The sequence below is a fragment of the Micromonospora sp. L31 genome (assembly GCF_052068075.1).
Lineage (GTDB): Bacteria > Actinomycetota > Actinomycetes > Mycobacteriales > Micromonosporaceae > Micromonospora > Micromonospora purpureochromogenes.
Map to the genome: position 1 here is coordinate 58225 of NZ_JBQHDC010000012.1, position 23208 is coordinate 81432.

General features: G+C 71.6%; 23 protein-coding genes. 17 read left to right on the forward strand and 6 right to left on the reverse strand.

All coding sequences use genetic code 11. The features are described from left to right. The first annotated feature begins 87 nt into the window (after window positions 1-87). The 3 genes from ACTMS9_RS26160 (at window position 88) to ACTMS9_RS26170 (ending at window position 2798) form a co-directional block, all read left to right on the forward strand. The gene (locus ACTMS9_RS26160) at window positions 88-1311 is read left to right on the forward strand and encodes a sensor histidine kinase (RefSeq protein WP_441166252.1); all 1224 of its coding nucleotides are present in this window, start codon (window positions 88-90) and stop codon (window positions 1309-1311) included. Further along, window positions 1308-2078, forward strand: coding sequence for a LytR/AlgR family response regulator transcription factor (locus ACTMS9_RS26165; RefSeq protein WP_441143847.1), 771 nt, complete (start codon window positions 1308-1310; stop codon window positions 2076-2078). The genes ACTMS9_RS26160 and ACTMS9_RS26165 overlap by 4 nt, the downstream gene beginning before the upstream one ends. Before the next feature lie 69 nt (window positions 2079-2147). Beyond that, on the forward strand, window positions 2148-2798 hold the full coding sequence (locus tag ACTMS9_RS26170; RefSeq protein ID WP_441144035.1) for a DUF5701 family protein: 651 nt from the start codon (window positions 2148-2150) through the stop codon (window positions 2796-2798). 277 nt (window positions 2799-3075) lie between these two features. On the opposite strand, the gene ACTMS9_RS26175 is transcribed toward ACTMS9_RS26170, so the two are convergent. From ACTMS9_RS26175 to ACTMS9_RS26185, 3 genes are all read right to left on the reverse strand, one after another. Next, a complete protein-coding gene (locus ACTMS9_RS26175; RefSeq protein WP_441166253.1) occupies window positions 3076-5190 on the reverse strand; it encodes a choice-of-anchor D domain-containing protein in 2115 nt (704 codons plus the stop codon). A gap of 162 nt (window positions 5191-5352) precedes the next feature. After that, a complete protein-coding gene (locus tag ACTMS9_RS26180) occupies window positions 5353-5637 on the reverse strand; it encodes a hypothetical protein (RefSeq protein ID WP_441143843.1) in 285 nt (94 codons plus the stop codon). Between the two features lie 91 nt (window positions 5638-5728). Continuing rightward, the gene (locus ACTMS9_RS26185; protein WP_441166254.1) at window positions 5729-7099 is read right to left on the reverse strand and encodes a hypothetical protein; all 1371 of its coding nucleotides are present in this window, start codon (window positions 7097-7099) and stop codon (window positions 5729-5731) included. Window positions 7100-7332: 233 nt separating this feature from the next. Between ACTMS9_RS26185 and ACTMS9_RS26190 the strand changes: the two genes are divergently transcribed. From ACTMS9_RS26190 to ACTMS9_RS26210, 5 genes are all read left to right on the forward strand, one after another. Then, entirely contained in the window at window positions 7333-7746 is a 414-nt protein-coding gene (locus tag ACTMS9_RS26190) for a hypothetical protein (protein ID WP_088959760.1), read from the forward strand. A gap of 1 nt (window position 7747) precedes the next feature. Continuing rightward, window positions 7748-9388, forward strand: coding sequence for a sodium/solute symporter (locus ACTMS9_RS26195; protein WP_441143839.1), 1641 nt, complete (start codon window positions 7748-7750; stop codon window positions 9386-9388). A gap of 110 nt (window positions 9389-9498) precedes the next feature. Next, complete coding sequence (locus tag ACTMS9_RS26200) at window positions 9499-10263, forward strand: ABC transporter ATP-binding protein (protein ID WP_441143837.1); 765 nt, start codon at window positions 9499-9501, stop codon at window positions 10261-10263. Then, window positions 10248-11936: an ABC transporter permease gene (locus ACTMS9_RS26205; protein ID WP_441143835.1), complete on the forward strand. Its 1689-nt coding sequence runs from the start codon at window positions 10248-10250 to the stop codon at window positions 11934-11936. The genes ACTMS9_RS26200 and ACTMS9_RS26205 overlap by 16 nt, the downstream gene beginning before the upstream one ends. Next, on the forward strand, window positions 11936-12451 hold the full coding sequence (locus ACTMS9_RS26210; protein ID WP_441166255.1) for an SRPBCC family protein: 516 nt from the start codon (window positions 11936-11938) through the stop codon (window positions 12449-12451). Before ACTMS9_RS26205 ends, ACTMS9_RS26210 begins: the two co-directional genes overlap by 1 nt. Window positions 12452-12552: 101 nt before the next feature. Here ACTMS9_RS26210 and ACTMS9_RS26215 read toward each other — a convergent pair whose 3' ends face one another. The 3 genes from ACTMS9_RS26215 to ACTMS9_RS26225 form a co-directional block, all read right to left on the reverse strand. Then, window positions 12553-12807: a hypothetical protein gene (locus ACTMS9_RS26215; protein ID WP_441143831.1), complete on the reverse strand. Its 255-nt coding sequence runs from the start codon at window positions 12805-12807 to the stop codon at window positions 12553-12555. A gap of 342 nt (window positions 12808-13149) precedes the next feature. Then, window positions 13150-13371, reverse strand: coding sequence for a DUF397 domain-containing protein (locus tag ACTMS9_RS26220; protein WP_441143829.1), 222 nt, complete (start codon window positions 13369-13371; stop codon window positions 13150-13152). Further along, on the reverse strand, window positions 13368-14153 hold the full coding sequence (locus ACTMS9_RS26225; RefSeq protein ID WP_441143827.1) for a helix-turn-helix domain-containing protein: 786 nt from the start codon (window positions 14151-14153) through the stop codon (window positions 13368-13370). The genes ACTMS9_RS26220 and ACTMS9_RS26225 overlap by 4 nt, the downstream gene beginning before the upstream one ends. Before the next feature lie 196 nt (window positions 14154-14349). On the opposite strand from ACTMS9_RS26225, the gene ACTMS9_RS26230 reads away from it, so the two are divergent. The 9 genes from ACTMS9_RS26230 (at window position 14350) to ACTMS9_RS26270 (ending at window position 23208) form a co-directional block, all read left to right on the forward strand. Beyond that, window positions 14350-14577: a hypothetical protein gene (locus tag ACTMS9_RS26230; RefSeq protein ID WP_441166256.1), complete on the forward strand. Its 228-nt coding sequence runs from the start codon at window positions 14350-14352 to the stop codon at window positions 14575-14577. Window positions 14578-14839: 262 nt separating this feature from the next. Further along, window positions 14840-15595, forward strand: coding sequence for a flavin reductase family protein (locus tag ACTMS9_RS26235; RefSeq protein WP_441144033.1), 756 nt, complete (start codon window positions 14840-14842; stop codon window positions 15593-15595). 221 nt (window positions 15596-15816) lie between these two features. After that, entirely contained in the window at window positions 15817-16188 is a 372-nt protein-coding gene (locus tag ACTMS9_RS26240) for a DUF485 domain-containing protein (RefSeq protein WP_441143823.1), read from the forward strand. Next, window positions 16166-17839 carry a solute symporter family protein gene (locus ACTMS9_RS26245; RefSeq protein WP_441166257.1) on the forward strand — a complete coding sequence of 558 codons (1674 nt, stop codon included), beginning with the start codon at window positions 16166-16168 and terminating at the stop codon, window positions 17837-17839. The genes ACTMS9_RS26240 and ACTMS9_RS26245 overlap by 23 nt, the downstream gene beginning before the upstream one ends. Window positions 17840-17938: 99 nt before the next feature. Continuing rightward, window positions 17939-18913 carry an NAD-dependent epimerase/dehydratase family protein gene (locus tag ACTMS9_RS26250; protein WP_441143821.1) on the forward strand — a complete coding sequence of 325 codons (975 nt, stop codon included), beginning with the start codon at window positions 17939-17941 and terminating at the stop codon, window positions 18911-18913. 78 nt (window positions 18914-18991) lie between these two features. Next, window positions 18992-20224 (forward strand): LCP family protein, encoded by a 1233-nt coding sequence (locus tag ACTMS9_RS26255; RefSeq protein ID WP_441166258.1) that lies wholly within the window; start codon window positions 18992-18994, stop codon window positions 20222-20224. Between the two features lie 232 nt (window positions 20225-20456). Then, window positions 20457-21665 carry an LCP family protein gene (locus ACTMS9_RS26260; protein WP_441143817.1) on the forward strand — a complete coding sequence of 403 codons (1209 nt, stop codon included), beginning with the start codon at window positions 20457-20459 and terminating at the stop codon, window positions 21663-21665. A 207-nt stretch (window positions 21666-21872) separates the two neighbouring features. Continuing rightward, on the forward strand, window positions 21873-22814 hold the full coding sequence (locus ACTMS9_RS26265; RefSeq protein ID WP_441166259.1) for an LCP family protein: 942 nt from the start codon (window positions 21873-21875) through the stop codon (window positions 22812-22814). Window positions 22815-22872: 58 nt separating this feature from the next. Next, the gene (locus ACTMS9_RS26270; RefSeq protein ID WP_088959745.1) at window positions 22873-23208 is read left to right on the forward strand and encodes a rhodanese-like domain-containing protein; all 336 of its coding nucleotides are present in this window, start codon (window positions 22873-22875) and stop codon (window positions 23206-23208) included.

A 23208-nucleotide genomic window follows, 5' to 3' on the forward strand; every position in this document is an offset into this window, starting at 1 on the left:
GTTTGTGGACACCGCACTAGCCGCTCGGCCGCCGGAGACGCCCGGCCAGGGCTTGGCGTGGCGGCCGGCAGCGGCAAGGATCGCTGCGTGGATGGCAACCTCTCCGCCGTCGTCGGCGTCGTCTCGCTGGTCACGGCGCTGGCCGCCGCGCTCTGGGCGGTGCTGCGGCTGCGCGGCCGGCGGGGCATCGCCACCGCCACCCAGCGGGCCACCTACGAGGTGCTGCACACCGCCGGCCTGGCCGCCGAACCGCTGCGTACCGGCCTGACCCCGGCCGGCGCGGCGAAGGCCGTACGTCACCTGCGGACCCTGGTGGGGGCGGTCGGGCTGGCGCTCACCGACTCCGAGGCGCTGCTCGCCCTCGACGGGCGCGGCGGCCACCACGGCGACCAGCTGCTCGCGGCGGCCCGGCGGACGGTGGAGGCGGGCCGGTCGACGGTGCTCGGCGAGTCGGAGCTGCACTGCGACCGGGTCGACTGCCCGGTACGCGGGGCGGTGCTGGCGCCGCTGAGCGCGCAGGGCCGGGTGGTCGGGGCGCTGGTGGCGGTCGCCGACGCCCCACCCGCGCCCGGGCTGGTGCAGGCCACCCTGGAGACCGCGCACTGGGCCGGCAACCAGCTCGCCCTGGCCGAGCTGGACTCGTCCCGGGAGCGGCTGGCCCGGGCGGAGATCCGGGCGCTGCGCGCCCAGATCAGCCCGCACTTCATCTACAACGCGCTGACCGCGATCGGCTCGTTCGTCCGCACCGACCCGGAGCGGGCCCGGGAGCTGATCCTGGAGTTCGCCGAGTTCACCCGGTACTCGTTCCGGGCGCACGGCGAGTTCACCACGCTGGCCGAGGAGCTGCGCTCGATCGACCGCTACCTGACCATCGAGCGGGCCCGGTTCGGCGACCGGTTGCAGGTGCGGTTGCAGATCGCCCCGGAGGTGCTGCCGGTGACGCTGCCGTTCCTCTGCCTCCAGCCGCTGGTGGAGAACGCCGTGCGGCACGGGTTGTCCCGCAAGCCCGGCACCGGCATGGTGAGCATCGAGGCCCGGGACGCGGGCGCCGAGTGTCACATCACGGTGGAGGACGACGGAGTGGGCATGGATCCGGCCACGCTGACCGCGGGGATCGCGGAGCTGGCCCGCGCCGGCAGCGATCCGACCGACGACACCGGCCAGCACGTCGGCCTCTCCAACGTCGACGAGCGGCTCCGGTCGGTCTTCGGGGACCGGTTCGGTCTGGTCGTCGAGACCGGTCCCGGCTCGGGTACGAAGGTGAGCCTGCGGGTGCCGAAGTTCCATCCCGGCGTACGGGCGGGATCGTGACCGTGAACCCGACGGCGGGGTTCCTGCGGGTGCTGGCGGTCGACGACGAGCCGCCGGCGCTGGACGAGCTGGCGTACCACCTGCGGGCCGATCCCCGGGTGGCCCGGCTGCACACGGCGGGCGACGCGACCGAGGCGCTGCGGGTGCTCCGCGACGCCGACGTGGACGTGGTCTTCCTGGACATCCGGATGCCCGGCCTGGACGGGATGGAACTGGCCCGGGTGCTGCGCCGGTTCGCCCGGCCGCCGGCGATCGTCTTCGTCACCGCGTACGACGACGGCGCGGTGGACGCCTTCGACCTCGGGGCCACCGACTACGTCCGCAAGCCGGTACGCGCCGACCGGCTGGCCGAGTCGCTGCGCCGGGTGATCGGCTCCCGGGTGGTGCCGTCGCACCCGGCGGCCCTGGCCCGGGCCGAGGAGGACCCGACCATTCCGATCGAGCTGGCCGGGACGACGCGGATGCTGCCCCGGTCGGCGGTGCGCTGGGTGGAGGCGCAGGGCGACTACGCCCGGCTGCACACCGCCGACGGCTCGCACCTGGTCCGGGTGTCGCTGGCGACGCTCGCCGAGCGCTGGGCGGACGCCGGGTTCGTCCGGATCCACCGGTCGCACCTGGTGCAGCTGAAGCTGATCGCCGAGCTGCGCCTGGTCAACTCGGGCTACGTGGTGGTGATCGACGGGACGGAGCTGCCGGTGAGCCGGCGGCACACCCGGGAGCTGAAGGACAAGCTGGTGCGGGCGGCCAAGCAGGATTGGAATCGCTGAGCGGGAATAATCCCGGGAGGCCGTACACTGTACGGTAGGCCCTACGACAACGGGAGGCCAACCGTGCCAATGTTCGACCCCGCCACCGAGTTCGACCGCCAGCTCGACGGGCTGATCCGCCTGGGCTACCCGGAGCTCGCCGGGCTCACCGAAACCGCGTTCCGCGACCTGGTCACCCCGCTGCGGGATGCCGCGGTCAGCGGCGCGGCCGGGCTGCCCGCCCCGACCGAGGCTCGGGTGCCGTTCCTGCTGGTGACCACCCGCGACCTGGTCCCGGTGCCCGACCGGCTGGCGCTCACCACGCTGGCCGGTAAGCGCAAGCCCGGCTTCCTCGACCGGAACTTCCCCCTCGACGACCTGCCCAGGTTCGACCCGATCAAGGAGTTGGAGGCACCGGCCGGGCCGGCGTACCTGCTCTTCGACGTCGATCGGGGCGAGGAGTTCCGCAACCTGGCCCCGGCCGCCGCGATGGAGGGCATGACCGCTCAGGACCGGCTGCCGCTCACCATCGACGAGGGGATCGCCTTCATCACCCACTTCCCCGCCGCGCTGGCCAGCAACCGGTGCTTCTCGCTGGTCGGGTCGCGCTGTGGGGACAAGCGGGTGCCGGCGCTCTGGATCAGCCAGGGCGCGCCGAAGCTGGGCTGGTGCTGGTACGGCAACCCGCACACCTGGCTCGGCTCCGCCACCGCCCGGCCCGAACGGGTCGGCCTGGAGTGACTGCGCGGCGCCGGCAGGGAATGCCTGCCGGCGCCGCCCTGCGGGGCCTTTCCCGGCCCGGTCACATGGGGAGCGGGAAACGGGTCCAGGTCGCGCCATCGGCGGTGCGAAGCACGTGGTCCGCGCCGAGCGCGGACATGTCGTCCCGACCGTAGAGCCAGGCATAACCGGGACCGGCCCTGCTCCACCTGTCCCACTCCGGGCGGGGCGGAGGTTCCCGACACGCCGACAGGGCGCCCCGGCCGAGCCGGGACGCCCTGTCGAAGGGTGGCGGGAGTCAGCCGGTCGTGCCGGCGCGGCTCCCCGATTCCAGGAGCGCGAAACGCGGGGTTACGGCGACCTTGGCCGCCGCCGGGTCGCTCGCCGTGCCCGGGTAGAGCCAGAAGGTGCCCACCAGGTCGGCGACCAGGTGCGTGCTGCCCGAGAGGTTGTGCGCGTTGAACGCGTCCTGCGGACCGATCCCGGTGAACACGGCGTTGGACACGATCTGCCCGGCGGCCGGGTTGAGGTTGCTCGCCGTCGGCTTGGGCAGGCCCAGGTCGGCCGGCCACACGGTGATCACGGTGTTGTTGGTCGGGGACACGGCGGTCACGTTGGTCACCAACGCCTCGGTGTCCGCGGCGACCACCCTGGACGGCGCGGTGATCTTCCGGGTCACGTTCGCGCCCAGCGCACCGGCGGTGCCGAGCCCGGTACGGCTGTCCAGGATGCGGGTCGGGCTCAGCGACCGGAAGCGCAGCCCGTCCGGCACCTTGCCGTCGTCCATCACACCGACCAGGTCGACCACCACGTTCGAGGACTGCGACGTGAAGACCGCGAAGGACGGCACGGCGGTCGGCGTGCCACAGTCGGTGCAGAGCCTCGTCTTGACGATGGTCAGGTTCGGCACGATCTTGCCGGCACCGTAGTTGACCGTCGAGGAGGTCGGCACCGGGCCGTCACCCGACCAGACGCTCAGGAATCCCGACCTCGCCGGAGCGACCGCGGTGACGTTCAGGACCAGGCCCCGGACGTGCCCGTTCAGGTCCGGGCCGAAGTCGGCCCAGATCTCGGTCGCACTCCCGGCCGGGATGGCGCCGCCGTCGGTGCGCGAGTCGTAGAGCCGGGTCGGGTTGACCGAGCCGTACTGGCCACCCACCCCGGCCTGGTTTCGCACCGACTGGGCGCCGGCGTAGAAGCCCATCACGTCGACGACCACATCGGTCGAGCCGCTGCGGTTGTAGACGGCGACCCGACCGGCCGCGCCGACCTTCACGGTGACGTTGTTGGAGCCCAGCCAGCCGGCCGGGAAGTTGATCGATGAGGCGTTCGGTCGGCTCTCCCCGGCGGGGTAGACGGCGAGGAAACTGCTCGCCGTCGGGCCGGTCACCGTCACGTTGAGCACCACCGAGCCGACTCCGTCGGCGGGCACCCCACCTCGACCGGCGACATCCAGTTCGACGGTCTGGCCGGCGCCGATCTTCGCCTTCGGTGCGCCCAGCCCGGACCGGGTGTCCATCAGCCGCTGCGGGGCCAACGGGTAGTACATGCCCGTCACGCCCTCGAAGGCCCAGTAGCGCAGCGGCAGGAGGCGCTGGCCGTAGCTGCTGTTGTCCGGCAGCACGAGGTTGCCATAGATCTCACCGCTGCGGCTCGCGCGGGTCGCCACGGTCATCGTGCAGGTGCCGCCCGGCGCGATGGTCCGGCCGGAGCAGGTGTCGCCGGTGATCGCGAACTGTGCCGGATCGGCGCCGCCCAGGCTCGCCTGGCCGAAGACCTCGGACGCGCTGCCCTTGGAGGTGAAGCTGACCGTACGGGTGACCGGAGTGGCCCCGACCTCGACGGTGGTGCCGAACTCGAGGAAGCTCACGTTCGGCACGGCGGCCAGATAGTCCAGATTCGAGTTCCATCGGATCTCGCCCCGGAGCGCCTCGGGCTTGCGTTCACAGTGGAACTCGTAGGACGCCGCGAAGGAGATCACTGCCTGGGTGGCCGGGTCGCGGCCCACTTGCCTGACGGTGATCGAGCCGTAACTGTCGCTGCACCCTCGCCCGCTGGACGAGATGTTCAACATGCCGTTCTCGGCGTCAGACAAGGGAAGGGTCGGGTAAGTCTGTCCCGCCCTCCAGGACTGGCCGCTCGGCGGACGCATGCTCGCGTCGACGTACTCCAACCCCCCGGCCCAGGTGGCGTAGACCGAGAACCCGTCGCCCGCGTACGCGTTCATGGACATCTGCGAGTTGCCGGCGTCCCAGACGCCGGAGTCGCGGATGGGGAAGCCGCCCGTGTCGCCGACATCGGCGGTGAAGACCGTGAAGGGCGCCGTCGGAGCGGCGTTCGCCGCTTCCGGCACCCCCGACACCACACCTGCCACGGCGACGACGACGCCGAGCAGGGCGCGGAACATACGCATGGAGACCCCGAGATGTACGAGAGGGGGAAAGATCGGCCCAGGTTAGAAGTCGTGCTCGGCGGATGGCAAGGTGGTGGGCCACATCCGGCCGGAACCGGCTGTTCGGCGGACACGCGGAAGGGCGCCCCGGCCACCGCCGGGACGCCCTTCACCCGACGAACGTCAGCCCGGTACGCCGGTGCCGCGTACGGTGAGCGGCTGCCGGCCGGCCACGCTGGTCGTGCCCGCGGTGCCCGAGTAGAGGTAGAACCGTCCGACCACGTCGGCGACCAGGTTGACGCTGCCGGTGAGGTTGTGGACGTTGAAGGCGTCCTGCGGACCGATCCCGCCCAGCACCGCGTTGGAGACGACCTGCCCGGCGGCCGGGTTGAGGTTGCTCACGCCCGGCTTGGCCAGGTCGGTGTCGGCCGGCCAGACGGTGATGACGGTGTTCCTCGTCGGCGCCACCGCGGGCTGGACGGGCCGGCGCCCGAACCCGCCGGAAGCGGGGAAGGGCGCCCCGGCCGTCGGCCGGGGCGCCCTTCGGTGGTGCGGGTGCTCAGCGGTGGGAGGCGCCCACGAACTGAGGCTTGCTCTTGCCGGCGTCACCGGAGAGCGTGGCCGCCGGAGCGGCCGGGTAGTAGAACGTACCCACCATGTCGGCCACCAGGTGGGTGCTGCCGCTCAGGTTGTGCACCTTGTACGCCCCGTTCGGCTCGACGATGCTCAGCACCGCGTTGGAGACGACCTGGTTGGCGTACGGGTTCAGGTTGCTGGTGCTCGGCTTCGGGATTTCCGGGATGTCGGCCGGCCACACGGTGATGACCGTGTTGTTGGTCGGCTTCACCGCGGTCACGTTCATGACCGCCACGCCGGTCTCCGGGGTGTAGCCCGGCACCACGGCGCGACGGGTCCCCCCGGCGGGGATGGCACCGACGATGCCCAGGTTGGTGCGGGTGTCCACGATCCGGGTCGGGCTCTTCGGCGCGAAACGCATGCCATACGGCGCGAAGCCGTCGTCGACCGCGCCGACCACGTCGACCAGGACGTGCGCGGAGGCCGAGGTGAAGATCTTGAACTTCCGCGAGCCCACGGTGCACCACTGGAACGGCTCGGCACCGGTGCACGGGGTGGTCTGGATGAACGCGGTGTTCGGCACGTTGCGGCCGGCACCGTAGTTCACCGTGGACGCGGTCGGCTTGGCGGTGGCACCCGACCACGCGGTGAGGAAGCCGGCACTCGCCGGCGCCACCGCGGTGAGGTTGGTGACCAGGGTCCGCATGTGCGGGTTGCGCTCCGGCCCGAAGTCCAGCGCGTACTCGAGGGTGGTGCCGGCCGGCGGCTTGCCCTCCGGGTCGGTGCGGGTGTCGAAGGCGCGTTCGGGCTCGTACCACTCGTACTGACCACCGTTGCGGTTGGTCATCGAGTTGTCCTTGGCGTAGTAGCCGACCACGTCGACCACCACGTCGGTGTAGCCGTTGCGGTTGTAGACGGAGACCTTGCCGCCCGCGCCGAGCTTCACCGTGACGTTGTTGGAGCCCAGCCAGCCCTTGGCGAAGTTGACCGACGAGGCGTCGGGCCGGGTCTCGCCCGCCGGGTAGGCGGTGACGAAGCTGTCCATCGTCGGGCCGGTGATGGTCACGTTCAGCACGACGGCGCCGACGCCGGCGGCCGGTACGCCACCCCGGCCGGCGACCTGGAGGTCGACCTTGGCCAGCGGGCCGATCTTCGCCTTCGGCGCGCCGAGGCCCTCGCGGGTGTCCATCAGACGGGCCGGGGAGACCTCGTAGTAGGCCCCGGTGGTGTCGGCGAGATCCGCCGTCGCCTGCTGAGGCGCGGCGGCGGGAGCCGCGGATGCCGTACCCGGCACCACGGCCAGTGCACATGCCCCGGCGAGAGTCGCGCCGAGCAGAGTGCGGAATTTGCGCATAGAAACCCCGTGGATGAAGAGGAAACAGGGAATTGCTGCCCCAGCGTAGGGGGCGCGGTCATTACCGGCAAGGACATACCTCGCCACAACACAAAGGGTGAACGCGCGGGAACTTAATGCCGTATTAATGTTCAACTCGTGAGTTGTCCACAGGGGTGAAGCGTTCTCCACAGGTTGTCCACAACCCCGGTGGACACCCTTGACATCCGCGCTGAGCAGGCGAGACTGCCCAGGTGACCGCTGCCGACGATCCGGTACCGGCCCCCCGGGCGCCACAGCCACCCGGGCGGGCGCGCATCGTGCTGGCAGAGGTGTCCCGCCGGGACAGCCGGGCCGAACGCACCCGCGTCGAACTCGCCCAGCAGACCCGGGTCGGCGAGGCGCTGGTCCGCGGCCTGGTCCGGGCGCAGCTGGCGCTCGCGCTGCGGATGAGCCTGGTCGTGCTGATCGGGCTCGGCGGCCTGCCCTGGCTGTTCGCGATCGCGCCGGCCGTCGGCCGGGTCACCGTCTTCGGCGTCAACCTGCCCTGGCTGCTGCTCGGGCTCGCCTCGTTCCCGTTCCTGATCGCGGTGGGCTGGGCGTACGTGCGGCTGGCGGAACGCAACGAGCAGGACTTCACCGACCTGGTCCAGCGGCCGGAGCGCTGAGATGGGCAACGGCTACGTCGTCCCGGCCATCGTGGCGGTCACCCTGGTCACCCTCGGCATCGGCTTCTACGGGCTGCGGCTGGCCCGCACCACCTCCGACTTCCTGGTCGCCTCCCGCGCGGTGAGTCCGACCTGGAACGCCGCCGCGATCGGCGGGGAATACCTGTCGGCCGCCAGCTTCCTCGGCGTGGCCGGGTTGATCCTCAAGTACGGCGTCGACGTGCTCTGGTACCCGGTCGGCTTCGCCGCCGGCTACCTCGCCCTGCTGCTCTTCGTCGCCGCGCCGCTGCGTCGCTCCGGCGCCTTCACGCTGCCCGACTTCTGCGAACTACGGCTCGGCTCGCGCCGGTTGCGCACCCTGGCCACCGTGTTCGTGATCTTCATCGGCTGGCTCTACCTGGTGCCGCAGTTGCAGGGCGCCGGGCTGACCCTGGCCACGGTCGCCGGCTCGCCGTACCCGGTGGGTGCGCTGCTGGTCGCCGTCGTGGTGACCACGAACGTGGCGTTCGGCGGGATGCGGGCGATCACCTTCGTCCAGGCCTTCCAGTACTGGTTGAAGCTGACCGCGCTGGCCGTACCGGCGATCTTCCTGGCGTTGCAGTGGCAGGCCGACGCCCGGCCCGCGGTGACCCCGCCCGACGGGCCGGCGTTCCGGACCGCGACCACCGTCGTGGTCGAGCACCGCGCGGCGCTCACCTTCGCCGACGGCACGACCCTCCAGGTACGCCCCGGCGACCGCCTCGACTTCGCCGCCGGCGACCCGGTGCCCGAGGTGTCCGGAGTGGCCACCGACGCGGCCGACTGGCTGCTGCCGGACACCGCCGGGGACGACGACCGCGGCCTCTTCGCCACGTACTCGCTGATCCTGGCCACGTTCCTGGGCACCATGGGATTGCCGCACGTGCTGGTCCGCTTCTACACCAACCCCGACGGCGCAGCCGCCCGGCGCACCACGCTGGTCGTGCTCGCCCTGGTCGGCGTCTTCTACCTGCTGCCCACCATCTACGGCGTGCTCGGCCGGATATACACGCCACAACTGCTGGTCACCGGGCAGACCGACGCGGTGGTGGTGCTGCTGCCCGGGGCCGCGCTCGGCGACGGGACCACCGGCCGGCTGCTCGCCGCGCTGGTCGCGGCGGGCGCGTTCGCGGCCTTTCTCTCCACCTCGTCGGGGCTGCTCACCAGCGTCGCCGGAGTGATCTCCACCGACGTGCTCGGGCGCGGCTCGGTACGCGGCTTCCGGCTGGCCACGGTGATCGCCGGCGGGGTGCCGGCGGTGCTCGCGCTCAACGTCTCCGGGCTGGACGTCTCCCAGGTGGTCGGGCTGGCCTTCGCGGTCGCCGCCTCCAGCTTCTGTCCGCTGCTGGTGCTCGGCATCTGGTGGCGCGGGCTGACCGATCTGGGGGCGGCGGCCGGGGTGCTGGTCGGTGGCGGGGCGGCCGTGGCGGCGGTCCTGGTCACCGTGCTCGGGCCACCGCTGTCCGGCTGGCCGGCCACGCTCATCGCGCAGCCGGCCGCCTGGACGGTGCCGCTCGCCTTCACCGTGATGGTCGCCGTCTCGATGGCGACCCGCCGGCGGGCCCCGGCCGACGTCGGGGCCACCATGCTCCGACTGCACGCCCCCGAGGCGCTACGGCTGTGACCCCCGGCCGTGGCGGTGGTATGGGCTAGGGACGGGTACGTCCCGGGGAGGACGCGCGATCATCCTGCGGCCGGAGCTTCGGCTGGTCCGGCCCGGATACGGTCGGACGCATGACTGGTGGGCACCCCGCGCTCGCGCTGCGCGGCCTGGCGAAGCAGTTCGACGGCAAGGTCGCGGTGGCGGGCGTCGACCTGGCCGTCCCGGCCGGCTCCTTCTACGGTCTGCTCGGCCCGAACGGCGCCGGCAAGACCACCACGCTGTCGATGGCGGTCGGTCTGCTGCGCCCCGACCACGGCCGGGCCTGGGTGCTCGGGCACGACGTGTGGGCCGACCCGGTAGGCGGGAAGCGGCTGCTCGGCGTCATGCCGGACGGCGTACGGCTCTTCGACCGGCTCACCGGGGCGGAGCTGCTGGCGTACCACGGTCTGCTGCGCGGGATGGACCCGGCGGTGGTCGACCAGCGGGCCGCCGAGCTGCTGGACGTGCTGGCGCTCACCGACGCCGGCCGGACCCTGGTGGTCGACTACTCGGCCGGCATGAAGAAGAAGATCGGCCTGGCCTGCGCGCTGCTGCACGGCCCCCGGGTCCTGGTGCTGGACGAGCCGTTCGAGGCGGTCGACCCGGTCTCCGCCGCGCTGATCCGCGACATCCTCCAGCGGTACGTCTCCGGCGGCGGCACGGTGGTCTTCTCCAGCCACGTCATGGAGGTCGTCGAGCGGCTCTGCTCGCACGTGGCGATCCTCGCCGAGGGCACCATCAAGCGGGTCGGCACCCTGGACGAGGTGCGCGGGGACCGGTCCCTGGAGGAGGTCTTCGTCGAGGTGGTCGGTGGCCGCACCGCGACCGGTGAGGAACTGTCGTGGCTGTCGCGGTGACCGTCCCGGCCGAACCGGTCCGGCGGGTCTCCGCCCGGCACTTCGTCCGGCTCAAGCTGCGGGTGATGGGCAACAACTTCCGGGGCCAGGGCTGGCGGATCGCGATGTTCGTGATCGGCGTCCTGGTCGGCCTCTGGTTCGCCGCCGGCGGTTTCCTGGCGCTGGCCGCGCCGGGCTTCGCCGGCGAGCCGCGGTACGCGCTGATGACCGCCGCGTTCGGCGGTGGGCTGCTGGTGCTCGGCTGGCTGCTGCTGCCGCTGGTCTTCTTCGGCGTGGACGAGACCCTGGACCCGGCCCGGTTCGCGCTGCTGCCGCTGCCCCGCCGCACCCTGGTCGCCGGGCTGTTCGCGGCGGCGCTGGTCAGCGTCCCGGTGCTCGCGGTGCTGCTCGCCGTCTCCGGGCTGGTGGTCACCGCCGCCGCGCTGGGCGGCTGGGCGGCCGGGCTGGTCGCGGCCGTCGGGGTGGTCGCGGGGCTGCTGCTCTGCGTCGCCGCCAGCCGCGCGCTGACCAGCGCGTTCGCCACCATGCTGCGGTCCCGCCGGGTACGCGACCTGGCCGCCGTGCTGCTCGCGGTGGTCGCCGCCCTGCTCGGGCCGTTGCAGATCGCGGTGCTGGCGGCGGTGCGGGAGGCCGACTGGGACCGGCTGGCCGGGGTGGCCGAGGTGGTGGGCTGGACCCCGTTCGGCGCGCCCTGGACGGTCGGCGTGGATGTGGCCGAGGGGCGGGCCTGGGCCGTACCGGTGAAGTTGCTGATCACGGCGGTGACCATCGGCCTGCTGCTGCTGTGGTGGTCGCGGTCGCTGGAGTCGGCGATGGTCGGCGCGGCCAGCGCCGCTCCCGCCAAGGGCCGGCGCGGGCCGGCGGGCGGGGCCGTCGCGCAACTCTTCCCCCGGGCGCTGGCCTGGACGCGCCGGGACCGGTTCGGCGCGCTGGTCGCCCGGGAGGCGCGCTACTGGTGGCGGGACGCCCGGCGCCGGGCCAACCTGATCACCGTCGCGGTGGTCGGGGTCTTCGTGCCGGTGATGGTGAACCTCGGCGGCCCGCAGTTCGCCGCCGAGGACGGCCCGGACCTCACCGCCGGCAACTCGTCGCCGGTCCTGCTCAGCCTGTCGATGCTCTTCGTCGGGGTGCTCGCCTCGGTCACCCTGGCCAACCAGTTCGGCTTCGACGGCAGCGCGTACGCGGCGAACGTGGTGGCCGGGGTGCCCGGTCGGCTGGAGCTGCGCGCCCGGATGACGGCCTTCTCGGTGTACGTGGCGCCGATGCTGGGCGTGGTGTCGGTGGTGATCGCGCTGGTGCTGGGCGAACCCGGCTGGATCGGGGTGGCCGGCGGGGCGCTGCTCGCCGCGTACGGGGCCGGGTTGGCGATCAACGGGTTCGTGTCGGTGCTCGGGGCGTACTCGCTGCCGGAGACGAGCAACCCGTTCGCGATGAACACCGGGGCGGGGGTGGCGAAGAGTTTCCTCACCCTGCTGTCCATGGTCGCCTCGGCGGCCGCCGCGGTACCGATGGTGGTGGCCGCGGCGCTGCTCGGGGACGCCTGGCTCTGGCTGGCCCTGCCCCTCGGCGCGGCGTACGGGCTGGGGGCGGCACTGCTCGGCTCGTACCTGGCCGGGGACGTGCTGGACCGGCGGATGCCGGAGCTGCTGGCCACCGTCACCCCGCGCCGCTGATGCCGGTCGTCGAGGCGGTGGCGACCGTCCCGGTCCCGCCCGAGCTGGCCTTCGCGGTGTCGCAGACCACCGCGCCGGTGCGCTACCGGTGGGACCCGTTCGTCCGGGAGCAGCACTTCACCGACGGGGCGACCCGCCCCGGCAAGGGGGTGCGGACCTTCACCCGCTCCCGCCACGGCCTGGTCATGGTCAGCGAGTACGTCTCGTTCGCGCCGCCGACGAACGTCGGCATGAAGATGGTGCGCGGCCCGTGGTTCTTCGAGATGTTCGCCGGCGGCTGGCGGTTCGCACCCGCTGCGGAGCCCGGCCACACCGTCGCTACCTGGCGGTACAGCTTCCGGTGCCGCCCGGCGTTCCTGCGGCCGGTCGCCGACCGCGTCGGCGTCTGGCTGCTCACCCGGGACATCCGCCGCCGGATCGCCGGCTACGCCGCCGGCTGCGCGGACCCGGAGGTACTGGCCGCCGCCCGCCGCTCGCTCGCCACCGACGATCCGGCCGACGGGGGTACGACCTGAGCGCCCCCGCCTCGGGCGCACCACCCCCGTTTGCGGCGTGTCGGGGTGTCCAACGGGCCGGACAGCCCGACACGCCGCAAACCGGGTGGATCGAGCGCGGGTCAGACCCGGCGCATGAAGGCGAAGAGGAAGTGGCTGCCGGTGACCGAGGCGACGTTGACCAGTTCCCAGCCGTAGTTCGACAGGTGCTCGACGGCCTCCATGAGCTGGGTGACGCTGTTGCCCATGAACCCGGGCCGGGCCGAGACGGCCAGGTGCCGGAACGGGTAGGCGCGGAGGTCGACCTCGCCGCGCAGGATCGAGTCGGCACCGACGGACCGGGACTGGGCGAGCTGCGGCGGCGTCACGAAGGCCATGCCCGGCACGATAGGCCGTCCGGGCGAGGGCCCCGATTCCGACAAGATCGCGGCCCTGCGGACGAGTACGCACCGACCACGGCGCCGGCCAGCGACTCGCTGGCCCCGCGCGACCGCGCCACCGTGTCGGTGATCACCGGTCCCGGGTCGGCCGCGCGGTTCGCGCGAGCCCGACGGCGGACGGTGGTCGGAGGTCCTTTCGAGCTGATGTCGTCAACGACTCAGGCTCCGGGCCCGACGGGTTTGATTCGTTCACAACATCAGTTCGAAAGGGCCTGCAGAGCGCCCTGCCTCGTCCGGGCCGGGCAGAGGTCGGGCCCGGCAGAGGTCGGGCCCGGCGGATCATGCGGGCAGGGCCGGACCTCGATCGGTCGGCGGAGCGGAAGGCGTCTGCGCGACGAATGACCGCCAGGCGTCGGGAGCGAAGGTGAGGGTCGGGCCGGAGCGGTCCTTGCTGTCCCTCACCAGCACCACGCCAGGCAGGTTGTCCGCCACCTCGACGCAGTTACCGCCAGAGTCCGTCGATCGGCTGGAGGTGCGCCAGTGCGGCTTGATCATCGTCATGGCGTCACCTTCAGCTTCCGGATCAAATCCAGCGAGGCGCCTGTGGACAGTGCTTCGCCGAGCAGGCTATCCCACTTGCGATCGATCAAGCCGATCATTTCAGGGTCGTCCATGACGTGTCCCCGAGCGGCATTCTCCAGGTAGAGGGCCCTGTCGCCGTCCGGCAGCTCAGCAAGCACGAACCCACCGCCGAGCCCGACGTGCTCCCCGACGCTCAGCGGAATAACGTGCAGCCGGAGGAACGGCAGGTCGGCCACACCCAGGAGTCGACCGAGTTGCTCATCGAGCACGGCAGGCCCACCAACCGGACGGTGCAGCGCCGACTCATCGAGCAGAAAGACGCAGTGCGGTGGCTCGTCGCGGTGCAGCAGTTGCTGCCGCTCCATTCGCACCGCCACCAACTCGTCCACCATCGCTGGCGCGTGCAGCCCACCGGCCGAGATGACCGCGTGCGCATACTTCTCGGTTTGGAGCAGGCCGGGCACCAGGCAGGCTTCGAAAGCACGCAGTCGAGTGGCCTGCTGTTCGTAGCCTCGCCAGGGCGCGAACCAGGACGGCCCCCGCTCCTGGTCGGCCACCTTGAGTAGTTCGGCGAGGAGGCCGCCGGTGCCGAGGGCCTGGTCGGCGGCGACGGCGAACTCCATGGTCGGCCGGCGGCGGCCGGTCTCGATCGCCGCCACAGTCGACGGACTCCACTTGATCGTGGCGGCCAGCCCCTCCTGGGACACCTCGGCACCCGCTCGGGCGGCCTTCAACGCCCTGACCCACATCTCGACGTTCATCCTTACCTCTCCGGTAAGTACGTGACCCCGCTGCGTAGTAAGCCCTGGCATCCTCCCCTGCGACCGGCCCGCCGTCCAGGGTGGAGAACACGCGGCCCGGCCGGTGGAGGCGTCGACCCGGCGGCCGGTCCTGCGTCGGGTCGCCCCGGTCAATCCCCCGACCGGGGCGACCCCCGAGACCGGGAGGAAGTCAGCGATGTTCGGGTTCATCCGCCGCAGGAACGCCGCGCTGTGGCCGTACCGGAGGAAGAAGGTGGCACCGGCGACCGGCGTGCCGGGCGCGACCGCGCCGCAGGGGTCGGTGGGCCGGCCGAACCAGCCGCCGGCGTGGGCGACCGCGCCGACGGTCGCCCTGCCGCGACCGGGCCGCGCAGGCTGGCTGACCCCGGCGCAGACCTGGCGGGCGAACGGCGGACGGTGGTGACCACCGCCCGGGCGTGTCGCGCCGGGAAGGCGGACACGACCCTGAGCGTGATGCCTCTGAGTCATAAATATGCCTCTGAGTCATCACGCTCGTTGCGGCAAGCGCCTCCAGCCGCCGACACGCCGGAACCCGCCCGGCGTAGCGCCAGTGCGCGGACCGTCGCCGCGCGGACCGCCAGCGCGCGGATCATCGCCGCGTCGGCTATCGCCGTGCCGACCGGCAGAGGGGAACGGCGGTGAGCAGGCGGGTGCCGCATCTGCCGATGCGGCCGCTCTGGCGGTGCCGGGCCTGCGGCGCGCACTGGCCGTGTCAGCCGGCCCGACTCGTCCTGCTGGTCGAGTACCGGCACGACCGGACGGCGCTGCTGGTGTACCTGGGCGGGCTGATGGCCGAGGCCGCCGATCAGCTCGCCCGACTCCACCCGCAGGCCCGACCGACCGACCTGCACGAGCGCTTCCTTGGCTGGGCGCGGGCCCGGGGCGGCACAATGTTTCACGTGAATCATGAGCCGGGTGCCGAGATCCACCACACCGATCCGTTCGCGGTGCCCGCCGGGCAGCGCTCGCCCGTACGCCGGTTGCGGGGTCGGCTGGCGGCGCCGGTGACCCTCTGGACGGCGCCCGGCCCGGCGGGGCTGACCGTCTCGTCCACCCTGGTCGCCGAGGGTGAGCCGGACCGGCTGCTCGGGCTGATCGACGCGGAGTCGGACCTGTGGGCGGCGGTGGAGGGGGCCGGCCGGTTCGCGGTGGCGCCGTTGGGGCCGCCGCACCGGCAGCTCGCCGACCGGTTCGCCGGGCTCTTCCCCTCCCCGGGCGGGCTCTTCGCCACCGGATCGTGGCTCGACACCCCCTACGGCCCGGTCCCCAGCGACGCCGGCGGGTGGGCCGGCTGCCGGCTCGACGACGCCCGGGAGTACGGCTGGGGTCTGCTGGTCGAGGCCACCATCGAGGCGGTCGACCTGACCGAGGAGACCATGCCGCTGCTGCACTACCGGGGCCGGTACCACGAGCTGACCTGACGGCCCGGCGCCAGCACCTGGCGGCCCACCGACCAGCTCGTGGTGGCCCGGCGAGCGCCCGCCCGACCTACCGCTCATCGGAGTGACCTGCGTCACTCGGCGCAACCCGCAGACCGTTCGGCGCAGCCGCCGACCGGCCCCGATCTCGGCCTTCCCTGGATGGGAGCGCGCTCTCTACGGTGCGCGAAACTCCCCAGGCCTGTGAAGGTGGTGATCCACAGATGTCCACGGACACACCCGCGTCCGCGCCCGCCGAGTCGGCGGCGGAGCGGTATCTCGCCGTACAACGGTCGGACGAGTTCGCCGGGTTGCGTCGCGCGTTGCGCGGCTTCGTCTTCCCGATGACCGTCGCGTTCTTCCTGTGGTACGCGCTCTACGTCATCCTCTCCGCCTACGCGCGGGGCTTCATGGGCACGAAGCTCTTCGGCAGCAACATCAACGTCGCCCTCGTCTTCGGCCTGCTCCAGTTCCTCTCCACCTTCCTGATCGCCTGGCTCTACTCCCGGTACGCCGACCGGAAGATCGACCCGGTCGCCGACCGGATCCGCGCCGAGATCGGGGAGGTGACCCATGAACACGGTCCTCGCGGCTGAGGCGGGCAGCACCACCGCCCGCAACCTCACCATCACGCTCTTCCTGGTCTTCGTGGCGGTGACCCTGGCCATCACCATCTGGGCCAGCCGGCAGACCAAGACCGCCACCGACTTCTACGCCGGCGGCCGATCCTTCTCCGGCTTCCAGAACGGCATGGCGATCGGCGGCGACTACATGTCGGCCGCGTCGTTCCTCGGCATCGCCGGCATCATCGCCCTCTACGGCTACGACGGCTTCCTCTACTCGATCGGCTTCCTGGTCGCCTGGCTGGTGGCCCTGTTGCTGGTGGCCGAACTGCTGCGCAACTCCGGCCGGTACACGATGGCCGACGTGCTGGCCTTCCGGATGCGGCAGCGTCCGGTGCGTACCGCCGCGGCCGTCTCCACCATCACCGTGTCGATCTTCTACCTGCTGGCCCAGATGGTGGGCGCGGGCGCGCTGGTCGCGCTGCTGCTCGGCATCAAGCCGGGGACGACCTTCCTCGGCATGAACGCGGACACCGCCAAGGTCGCCACCATCATCATGGTCGGCGCCCTGATGATCATCTACGTCACGGTTGGTGGCATGAAGGGCACCACCTACGTGCAGATCGTCAAGGCGTTCCTGCTGATGGGCGGCGCGCTGGTGATGACGTTGCTGGTGCTGGCGAAGTACAAGTTCAACCTGTCGTCGCTGCTCGGTGACGCCGCCGCCTCCTCCGGCAAGGGCAGCGCCTTCCTCGAACCCGGGCTGCGCTACGGCGTCGAGGTGGCCGGCAATTCGACCCAGACGTTCTACAACAAGATCGACCTGCTCTCGCTCGGCATCGCGCTGGTGCTCGGCACGGCCGGCCTGCCGCACATCCTGATCCGCTTCTACACCGTCCCGACCGCCAAGGCGGCCCGCAAGAGCGTGCTGTGGGCGATCGGCATCATCGGCACCTTCTACCTGCTCACCCTGGCGCTCGGCTTCGGCGCCGCGGCGCTGGTCGGCAGCGAGGCGATCACCGCCCAGGACAAGGCGGGCAACACGGCGGCGCCACAGCTCGCCGAGGCGCTCGGCATCGACTTCCTCGGTGGCGATCTCGGCGGGGCCACCCTGCTGGCGATCATCGCGGCAGTCGCCTTCGCCACGATCCTGGCCGTGGTCGCCGGTCTGACCCTGGCCTCCTCCTCCAGCCTGGCGCACGACTTCTACGCCAACGTGCTGAAGAACGGCCAAGCCTCCGAACGGCAGGAGGTAACCGTCGCCCGCGTCTCCGCCCTGGTCATCGGCGCGGTCTCGATCGTGCTCTCGATCTTCGCGCAGAGCCTGAACGTGGCCTTCCTGGTGGCGCTGGCCTTCGCGGTGGCCGCTTCGGGCAACCTGCCGGCGATCCTCTACAGCCTCTTCTGGAAGCGGTTCAACACCTCGGGGGCGGTCTGGGCCATCTACGGCGGACTGCTGGCCGCCGTGTTCCTGGTGTTCTTCTCACCGGTGGTCTCCGGGGCACCGACCTCGATGTTCCCGGACCAGGACTGGCAGTGGTTCCCGCTGTCCAACCCGGGCATCCTCTCGATCCCGTTCGGCTTCCTGTGTGGCTGGATCGGCACGGTGATCTCGAAGGAGCGCGACGAGGAGAAGTACGCGGAGCTGGAGGTGCGGGCGCTGACCGGCGCGGGAGCGCACTGACGTCCACCACCGGAAGGGGCCCCGGCGCGCGTGCCACGCCGGGGCCCCTTACCGCATGCCGCGCCGTATCCGGGGGGCACCCTTAGTAGGCTGGCCGGCATGAAGGTAGCCCCGCGTTTCGGCAGCGGTCATCGCGTCCTGGTCACCGGCGGCGCCGGTTTCGTGCCGTCCCACCTGGTCGACGCCCTCGTCGGGCGCGGCTGCCAGGTCGTCGCGCTGGACAACTTCGTCACCGGTTCGAAGGACAACGTCGCGCACCTGCTGGACAACCCGTCCTTCGCCCTGGTCGAGGCGGACATCTCCGACGGGCTGCCGCCCCACCCGGCGCTGGCCGAGCGGTTCGACGCCGTCCTGCACATGGCCTCCCCGGCCAGCCCGACCGACTTCGAGAAGCTGCCGGTGGAGATCCTCCGGGTCGGCTCGGCGGGCACCCTGCACCTGCTGGAGCGCGCGCTCGCCGACGGCGCCCGGTTCCTGATGGCCTCCACCTCCGAGGCGTACGGGGATCCGAAGGAGCACCCGCAGCGCGAGACGTACTGGGGCAACGTCAACCCGATCGGGGTGCGCGCCGTCTACGACGAGGCGAAGCGCTTCTCCGAAGCGGCCACCATGGCGTACCACCGGAGCAAGGGGCTGGACGCGGCGATCGTCCGGATCTTCAACACGTACGGCCCGCGGATGCGCCCCGACGACGGCCGGGCCATCCCCACCTTCATCTCCCAGGCGCTGCGCGGCGAGCCGATCACCGTGCACGGCACCGGCAACCAGACCCGCTCGATCTGCTACGTCGACGATCTGGTGCGCGGCATCCTGCTGCTGCTCGACTCGACCGAGACCGGGCCGATCAACTGCGGCACCGAGCACGAGATGAGCATGCGGCAACTCGCCGAGACGATCGTGTCACTCTGCGGAAGCAGCTCCGAGGTGACGTACATCACCCGCAGCGCGGACGATCCGGAGATGCGGCGACCTGATCTCACCCTCGCCCGGGAGCTGCTGGGATACGAACCCACCGTGGCGCCCGAAGACGGACTGCGACGCACGATCGACCACTTCCGGGCGCGGCTAGGGTAGCGCTCCGCCCGGCACGCGGGACGCGACGCGGCGTTCGCCTTCGGGCAACGCTCGACCGGCATACGTACGCTGAATCGCATGTCCGCCACATCGTCAGCCGGCGTCCCGCTTCCGTACACGCACCGGAGCGCCGGACGCGCCGCGGTCCCCGGTCCCGACCGGGCCGCCGGGCGCGCCCGGCCGTCCGAGACGCAGTGGTACCCGTCGTACGACGAGGAGCGCCCCCGCTCCGGCGGGCCCGGCGGCCCGGGCGGACCCGGCACGCCGCCGGGGCCGGGCGGTCCGGGTGGCCCCGGCCGGCGTGGCCCCCGCCCGCGCTGGGGACGGATCGGCCTGGTGGCCGGCGTGGCGGTGCTGGTGCTGGCGCTGCTCGGCGGCCTGGGGGCGTGGGTCTACACCGACAACCTCGACAAGGACCTGGCCCGCACGGACCCGTTCTCGGAGATCACCGGCGGGCGGCCTGCCAAGGCGGTGAACGGCGCGCTGAACATCCTGCTGGTGGGCTCGGACTCGCGCGACCCGGACGCGCCGGTGGACAAGCAGAGCCAGTGGCGGGCCGACACGATCATCGTCATGCACATCCCCGCCGACCACAAGTCGGCCTACCTGGTCTCCATCCCGCGTGACCTGTACGTGCCGATCCCGGAGAGTGCCGGCGCGGAGTGCGACTCCGGGCGGCGCGCGAAGATCAACGCGGCGTTCGCGTTCGGCGGCCTTCCGCTGGCGGTCCGCACGGTGGAGTGCTTCAGCGACGTCCGGATCGACCACGTGATGGCGATCGACTTCGGCGGCTTCAAGGAGGTCACCGACGCGCTCGGCGGGGTGGACCTCAAGGTGGAGCGGAGCATCACCTCGATCCACAAGCCGTACCGGAAGTTCACCAAGGGCACCATGCACATGGACGGCGCCACGGCACTGGACTGGATCCGGCAGCGCAAGCAGTTCCCGGAGGGCGACTTCGCCCGGATGCGCCACCAGCAGGAGTTCCTGCGCGCGCTGATGGACAAGGCGGCGAGCACGGGCACGCTGGCCAATCCGAAGAAGCTGAACGCCTTCCTCCAGTCGGTCACCGACGCGGTGACCGTCGACAACGGCTTCTCGCTGGTCGACATGGGTGTGCAGTTCCGCAGCCTGCGCGGCGAGAACCTGACCTTCATCACCAGCCCGAACACGGGCAGCGACACGATCAACGGCGAGTCGGTGGTGGTCTCCGACCGGACGAAGGCGCTGGCGATGTACAAGGCGATGTCGGCGGACACGATGGCGGCCTGGGTGGCGGCCAACCAGGACCCGGACACCAAGGGCAACTGACCCGGGCGGCCGGTGTTGCCGGCACATTTCGACGGACGTCATCAGAGGTGCGCTCACGTCTGGTTCCATCATCGGCCGCCAACCACCGACCAGACGTATTGACTCATCCGTTCGGTTGAATTGCCGCCGGAAGTGCCGGGATATCCAGGAATTGAGCGCCTGACGATCTCGCCTTGACGGGAAGCGGTACGTAGAGTGGTCCCGCCCCCCGACCAATCGAGCTGGAGCACGCATGCCGGTTCAGACCAGCCCCCGCCCGACGTCGCAGGATTCCGACCCGTACGCACGGCCGTCGACGATCCCGTCCCAGGGCGGTCGGGGCGGTCAGCGCACCGGCGGCGCCAGGAAGCGCACCAAGCGCAAGGACCCGCTCTGGGCCCGCCTGACGGTGATCTTCGGCGCCGTGCTGATGATGACCAGCGGCGTCGCCATCGTCGGCAGCAAGGCGCTGATCAGCCAGGCGACCGGCAACATCTCCCAGAAGAACCTGCTGGGCGGGGCGGGCAAGACCGACGCCGAGGGCGGCGCCGACCTGGATGGCCCGATCGACATGCTGCTGCTGGGCGTGGACGCCCGCGAGCGCTGGGCCGCCGACGACGTCCGGGCGGACAGCATCATCGTGCTGCACATCCCGGCCAGCCACGACCAGGCGTACATGATCTCGATCCCCCGGGACACCGAGGCGCAGATTCCCGCCTTCAAGAAGAGCGGCTACGCCGGTGGCACCGACAAGATCAACGCGGCGTTCCAGGCCGGCGCCCGCAACGGCGGCGGCTGGGAGGGCGGCGCCCAACTGATGGCCCAGACCATCAAGAACATGACCGGGATCAGCTTCGACGGCGCCGCGATCATCAACTTCGGCGGATTCAAGAGCGTCATCGACACCCTGGGCAGCGTCCGGATCTGCGTCAAGCACGAGGTGCAGTCGATCCACACGGTGATGGTCGACGGCAAGCACATGTGGAAGGCGGACGCCAAGAAGACCGGCCGGCCGATGACCCCGGTGGTCTACAAGAAGGGCTGCCGCGAGATGTCCGGCCTCGAGGCGCTGGACTACTCCCGGCAGCGCTACGGCCTGCCCGGCGGCGACTACGACCGGCAGCAGAACCAGCAGCAGCTCATCAAGGCGATGGCCCGCAAGGCCACCGAGAAGGGCATGCTGACCAACCCGGTCAAGGTCAACCAGCTGATCCGGGCGGCGGGCAAGGCCTTCATCCTCGACGTCGGTGAAGCATCGGTCGCCAACTTCATCTACACCCTGCGCGGGGTCAGCGCCAACGAGTTGACGATGCTGCGCACCAACGGCGGCAAGTTCAACGGCAACGCCAACAACCGTGAGGCGCTCAGCCCGCAGACGCTGGAGATGTTCCAGGCGGTCAAGCACGACAAGCTGGGCGAATTCGTGTACGCCAACCCGGCGGTCCTCTCCACCCGCAGCTAACCCCGATGACCGGCCGGCAGTCACGGCGAAACCAGCCCCGAGCGCAGTGACTGACCCGTAGCCTGAAGTGAGCATGTCTCACGTAACGGCCACGGGGAGGGCGTCACGGCCAGGTCAGCGAGGTCCGACCGAGGGCTGGACGGACCGCCACCCGGCCGCCGGGCCACCCGTTGGCCGAGGGTCCTGCTCCGGCTCGGACTCGCCCTGGTGCTGGTCGCCGTCGTCGCCGTGGTCGGCATCAAGGCACTCACCGCGCGGTACGAGCGCACCATCACCCGGGAGCAACTGCTCGCCCGGGACGCCCGGCAACCCCGCACCGACCTCTCCGAAGGGCTGAACTACCTGCTCGTCGGCACCGACCGACGGGGTGCGACCGACGGGCCGGACCAGCGCTCCGACACCATCCTCATCGTGCACGTCCCGCCCGGCCTGCGGCAGGGCTACCTGGTCTCCGTCCCGCGCGACCTGCTGGTGGCCATCCCGCCCGGCGGCAACGGCTACGGCGGCGGGCAAGACAAGATCAACGCCGCGTACGAGCACGGCGGCGGCGGCCCGGGCGGCGCCCAGTTGCTCTCCTCCACCCTCACCCGGCTCACCGGCATCCGCTTCGACGGGGCGGCGCTGGTCGACTTCGCCGGCTTCAAGCGGGTCATCGACCTGCTCGGCGGGATCCGCATGTGCGTCGACACCGAGGTCCGGTCGATCCACACCGGCACCCTCTTCACCCCCGGCTGCGAGCAGATGGACGGCGCCCGGGCGCTGGACTACGTGCGGCAGCGCTACGACCTGCCCGGCGGCGACTACGACCGGCAGCGGCACCAGCAGCAGATGCTGCGGGCGGTGCTGGAGCGGGCCGGGGAGACGAACCTGCGCGGCGACCCGCTGAAGCTGGACCGGGTGCTGCGGGCGGTGGGCGGCTCGCTGACCCTGGACACCAACGGCGTCCGGGTCGAGGACCTGATGGTGGCCCTGGGGTCGCTGCCGTCGGACGCGCTGAGCGGGGTGCAGGTGCCGTCGTACCCGGAGACCATCGACGGGATCTCCTACGTGGTGCTCGACAACGGCGGCAACGGCCTCTTCGACGCCGTACGCGGCGAGCGGGTGCCGGGCTGGGCGGCGGCCAACCCGCGCTGGGTCACCCGGTTGTGAGCCGGCGTACCGGCCGGGCCCGTGCCGATGCCGCCGGTGAGGATCTAGGCTGCTACCCGTGTTCGGATCCCAGGTACCCAGCGTTCCCGTGACCGAGATCGACGACGAGACCTACCTGCTGGACGTCCGCGAGGACGACGAGTGGGTGGCGGGCCACGCCCCCGGCGCCCACCACCTGCCGATGATGGAACTGCCGGCCCGGCTGGCCGAGGTGCCCACCGACCGGGACGTCGCGGTGATCTGCCGTTCCGGCGGGCGCTCCGCCCAGGTCGTCGGCTACCTGCTCAACAACGGATGGGAGCAGGTGCGCAACGCCGACGGCGGGATGCGCCAGTGGGAGGCCGTCGGCCGGCCGGTGGTCGGCGGGGACGGGCAGCCCGGCCGGGTCATCTGA

What these genes read in the sequence shown, in the direction of transcription:
- ACTMS9_RS26170 (WP_441144035.1), top strand. Translation starts at nt 2,148, where the DNA reads ATGTTCGACCCCGCCACCGAGTTCGACCGCCAGCTCGACGGGCTGATC.
- ACTMS9_RS26230 (WP_441166256.1), top strand. Translation starts at nt 14,350, where the DNA reads ATGTTCGGGTTCATCCGCCGCAGGAACGCCGCGCTGTGGCCGTACCGG.
- ACTMS9_RS26175 (WP_441166253.1), bottom strand. Translation starts at nt 5,190, where the DNA reads ATGCGTATGTTCCGCGCCCTGCTCGGCGTCGTCGTCGCCGTGGCAGGT.
- ACTMS9_RS26185 (WP_441166254.1), bottom strand. Translation starts at nt 7,099, where the DNA reads ATGCGCAAATTCCGCACTCTGCTCGGCGCGACTCTCGCCGGGGCATGT.
- ACTMS9_RS26235 (WP_441144033.1), top strand. Translation starts at nt 14,840, where the DNA reads ATGCGGCCGCTCTGGCGGTGCCGGGCCTGCGGCGCGCACTGGCCGTGT.
- ACTMS9_RS26195 (WP_441143839.1), top strand. Translation starts at nt 7,748, where the DNA reads ATGGGCAACGGCTACGTCGTCCCGGCCATCGTGGCGGTCACCCTGGTC.
- ACTMS9_RS26260 (WP_441143817.1), top strand. Translation starts at nt 20,457, where the DNA reads ATGCCGGTTCAGACCAGCCCCCGCCCGACGTCGCAGGATTCCGACCCG.
- ACTMS9_RS26245 (WP_441166257.1), top strand. Translation starts at nt 16,166, where the DNA reads ATGAACACGGTCCTCGCGGCTGAGGCGGGCAGCACCACCGCCCGCAAC.
- ACTMS9_RS26250 (WP_441143821.1), top strand. Translation starts at nt 17,939, where the DNA reads ATGAAGGTAGCCCCGCGTTTCGGCAGCGGTCATCGCGTCCTGGTCACC.
- ACTMS9_RS26240 (WP_441143823.1), top strand. Translation starts at nt 15,817, where the DNA reads ATGTCCACGGACACACCCGCGTCCGCGCCCGCCGAGTCGGCGGCGGAG.
- ACTMS9_RS26200 (WP_441143837.1), top strand. Translation starts at nt 9,499, where the DNA reads ATGACTGGTGGGCACCCCGCGCTCGCGCTGCGCGGCCTGGCGAAGCAG.
- ACTMS9_RS26220 (WP_441143829.1), bottom strand. Translation starts at nt 13,371, where the DNA reads ATGACGATGATCAAGCCGCACTGGCGCACCTCCAGCCGATCGACGGAC.
- ACTMS9_RS26215 (WP_441143831.1), bottom strand. Translation starts at nt 12,807, where the DNA reads ATGGCCTTCGTGACGCCGCCGCAGCTCGCCCAGTCCCGGTCCGTCGGT.
- ACTMS9_RS26210 (WP_441166255.1), top strand. Translation starts at nt 11,936, where the DNA reads ATGCCGGTCGTCGAGGCGGTGGCGACCGTCCCGGTCCCGCCCGAGCTG.
- ACTMS9_RS26255 (WP_441166258.1), top strand. Translation starts at nt 18,992, where the DNA reads ATGTCCGCCACATCGTCAGCCGGCGTCCCGCTTCCGTACACGCACCGG.
- ACTMS9_RS26225 (WP_441143827.1), bottom strand. Translation starts at nt 14,153, where the DNA reads ATGAACGTCGAGATGTGGGTCAGGGCGTTGAAGGCCGCCCGAGCGGGT.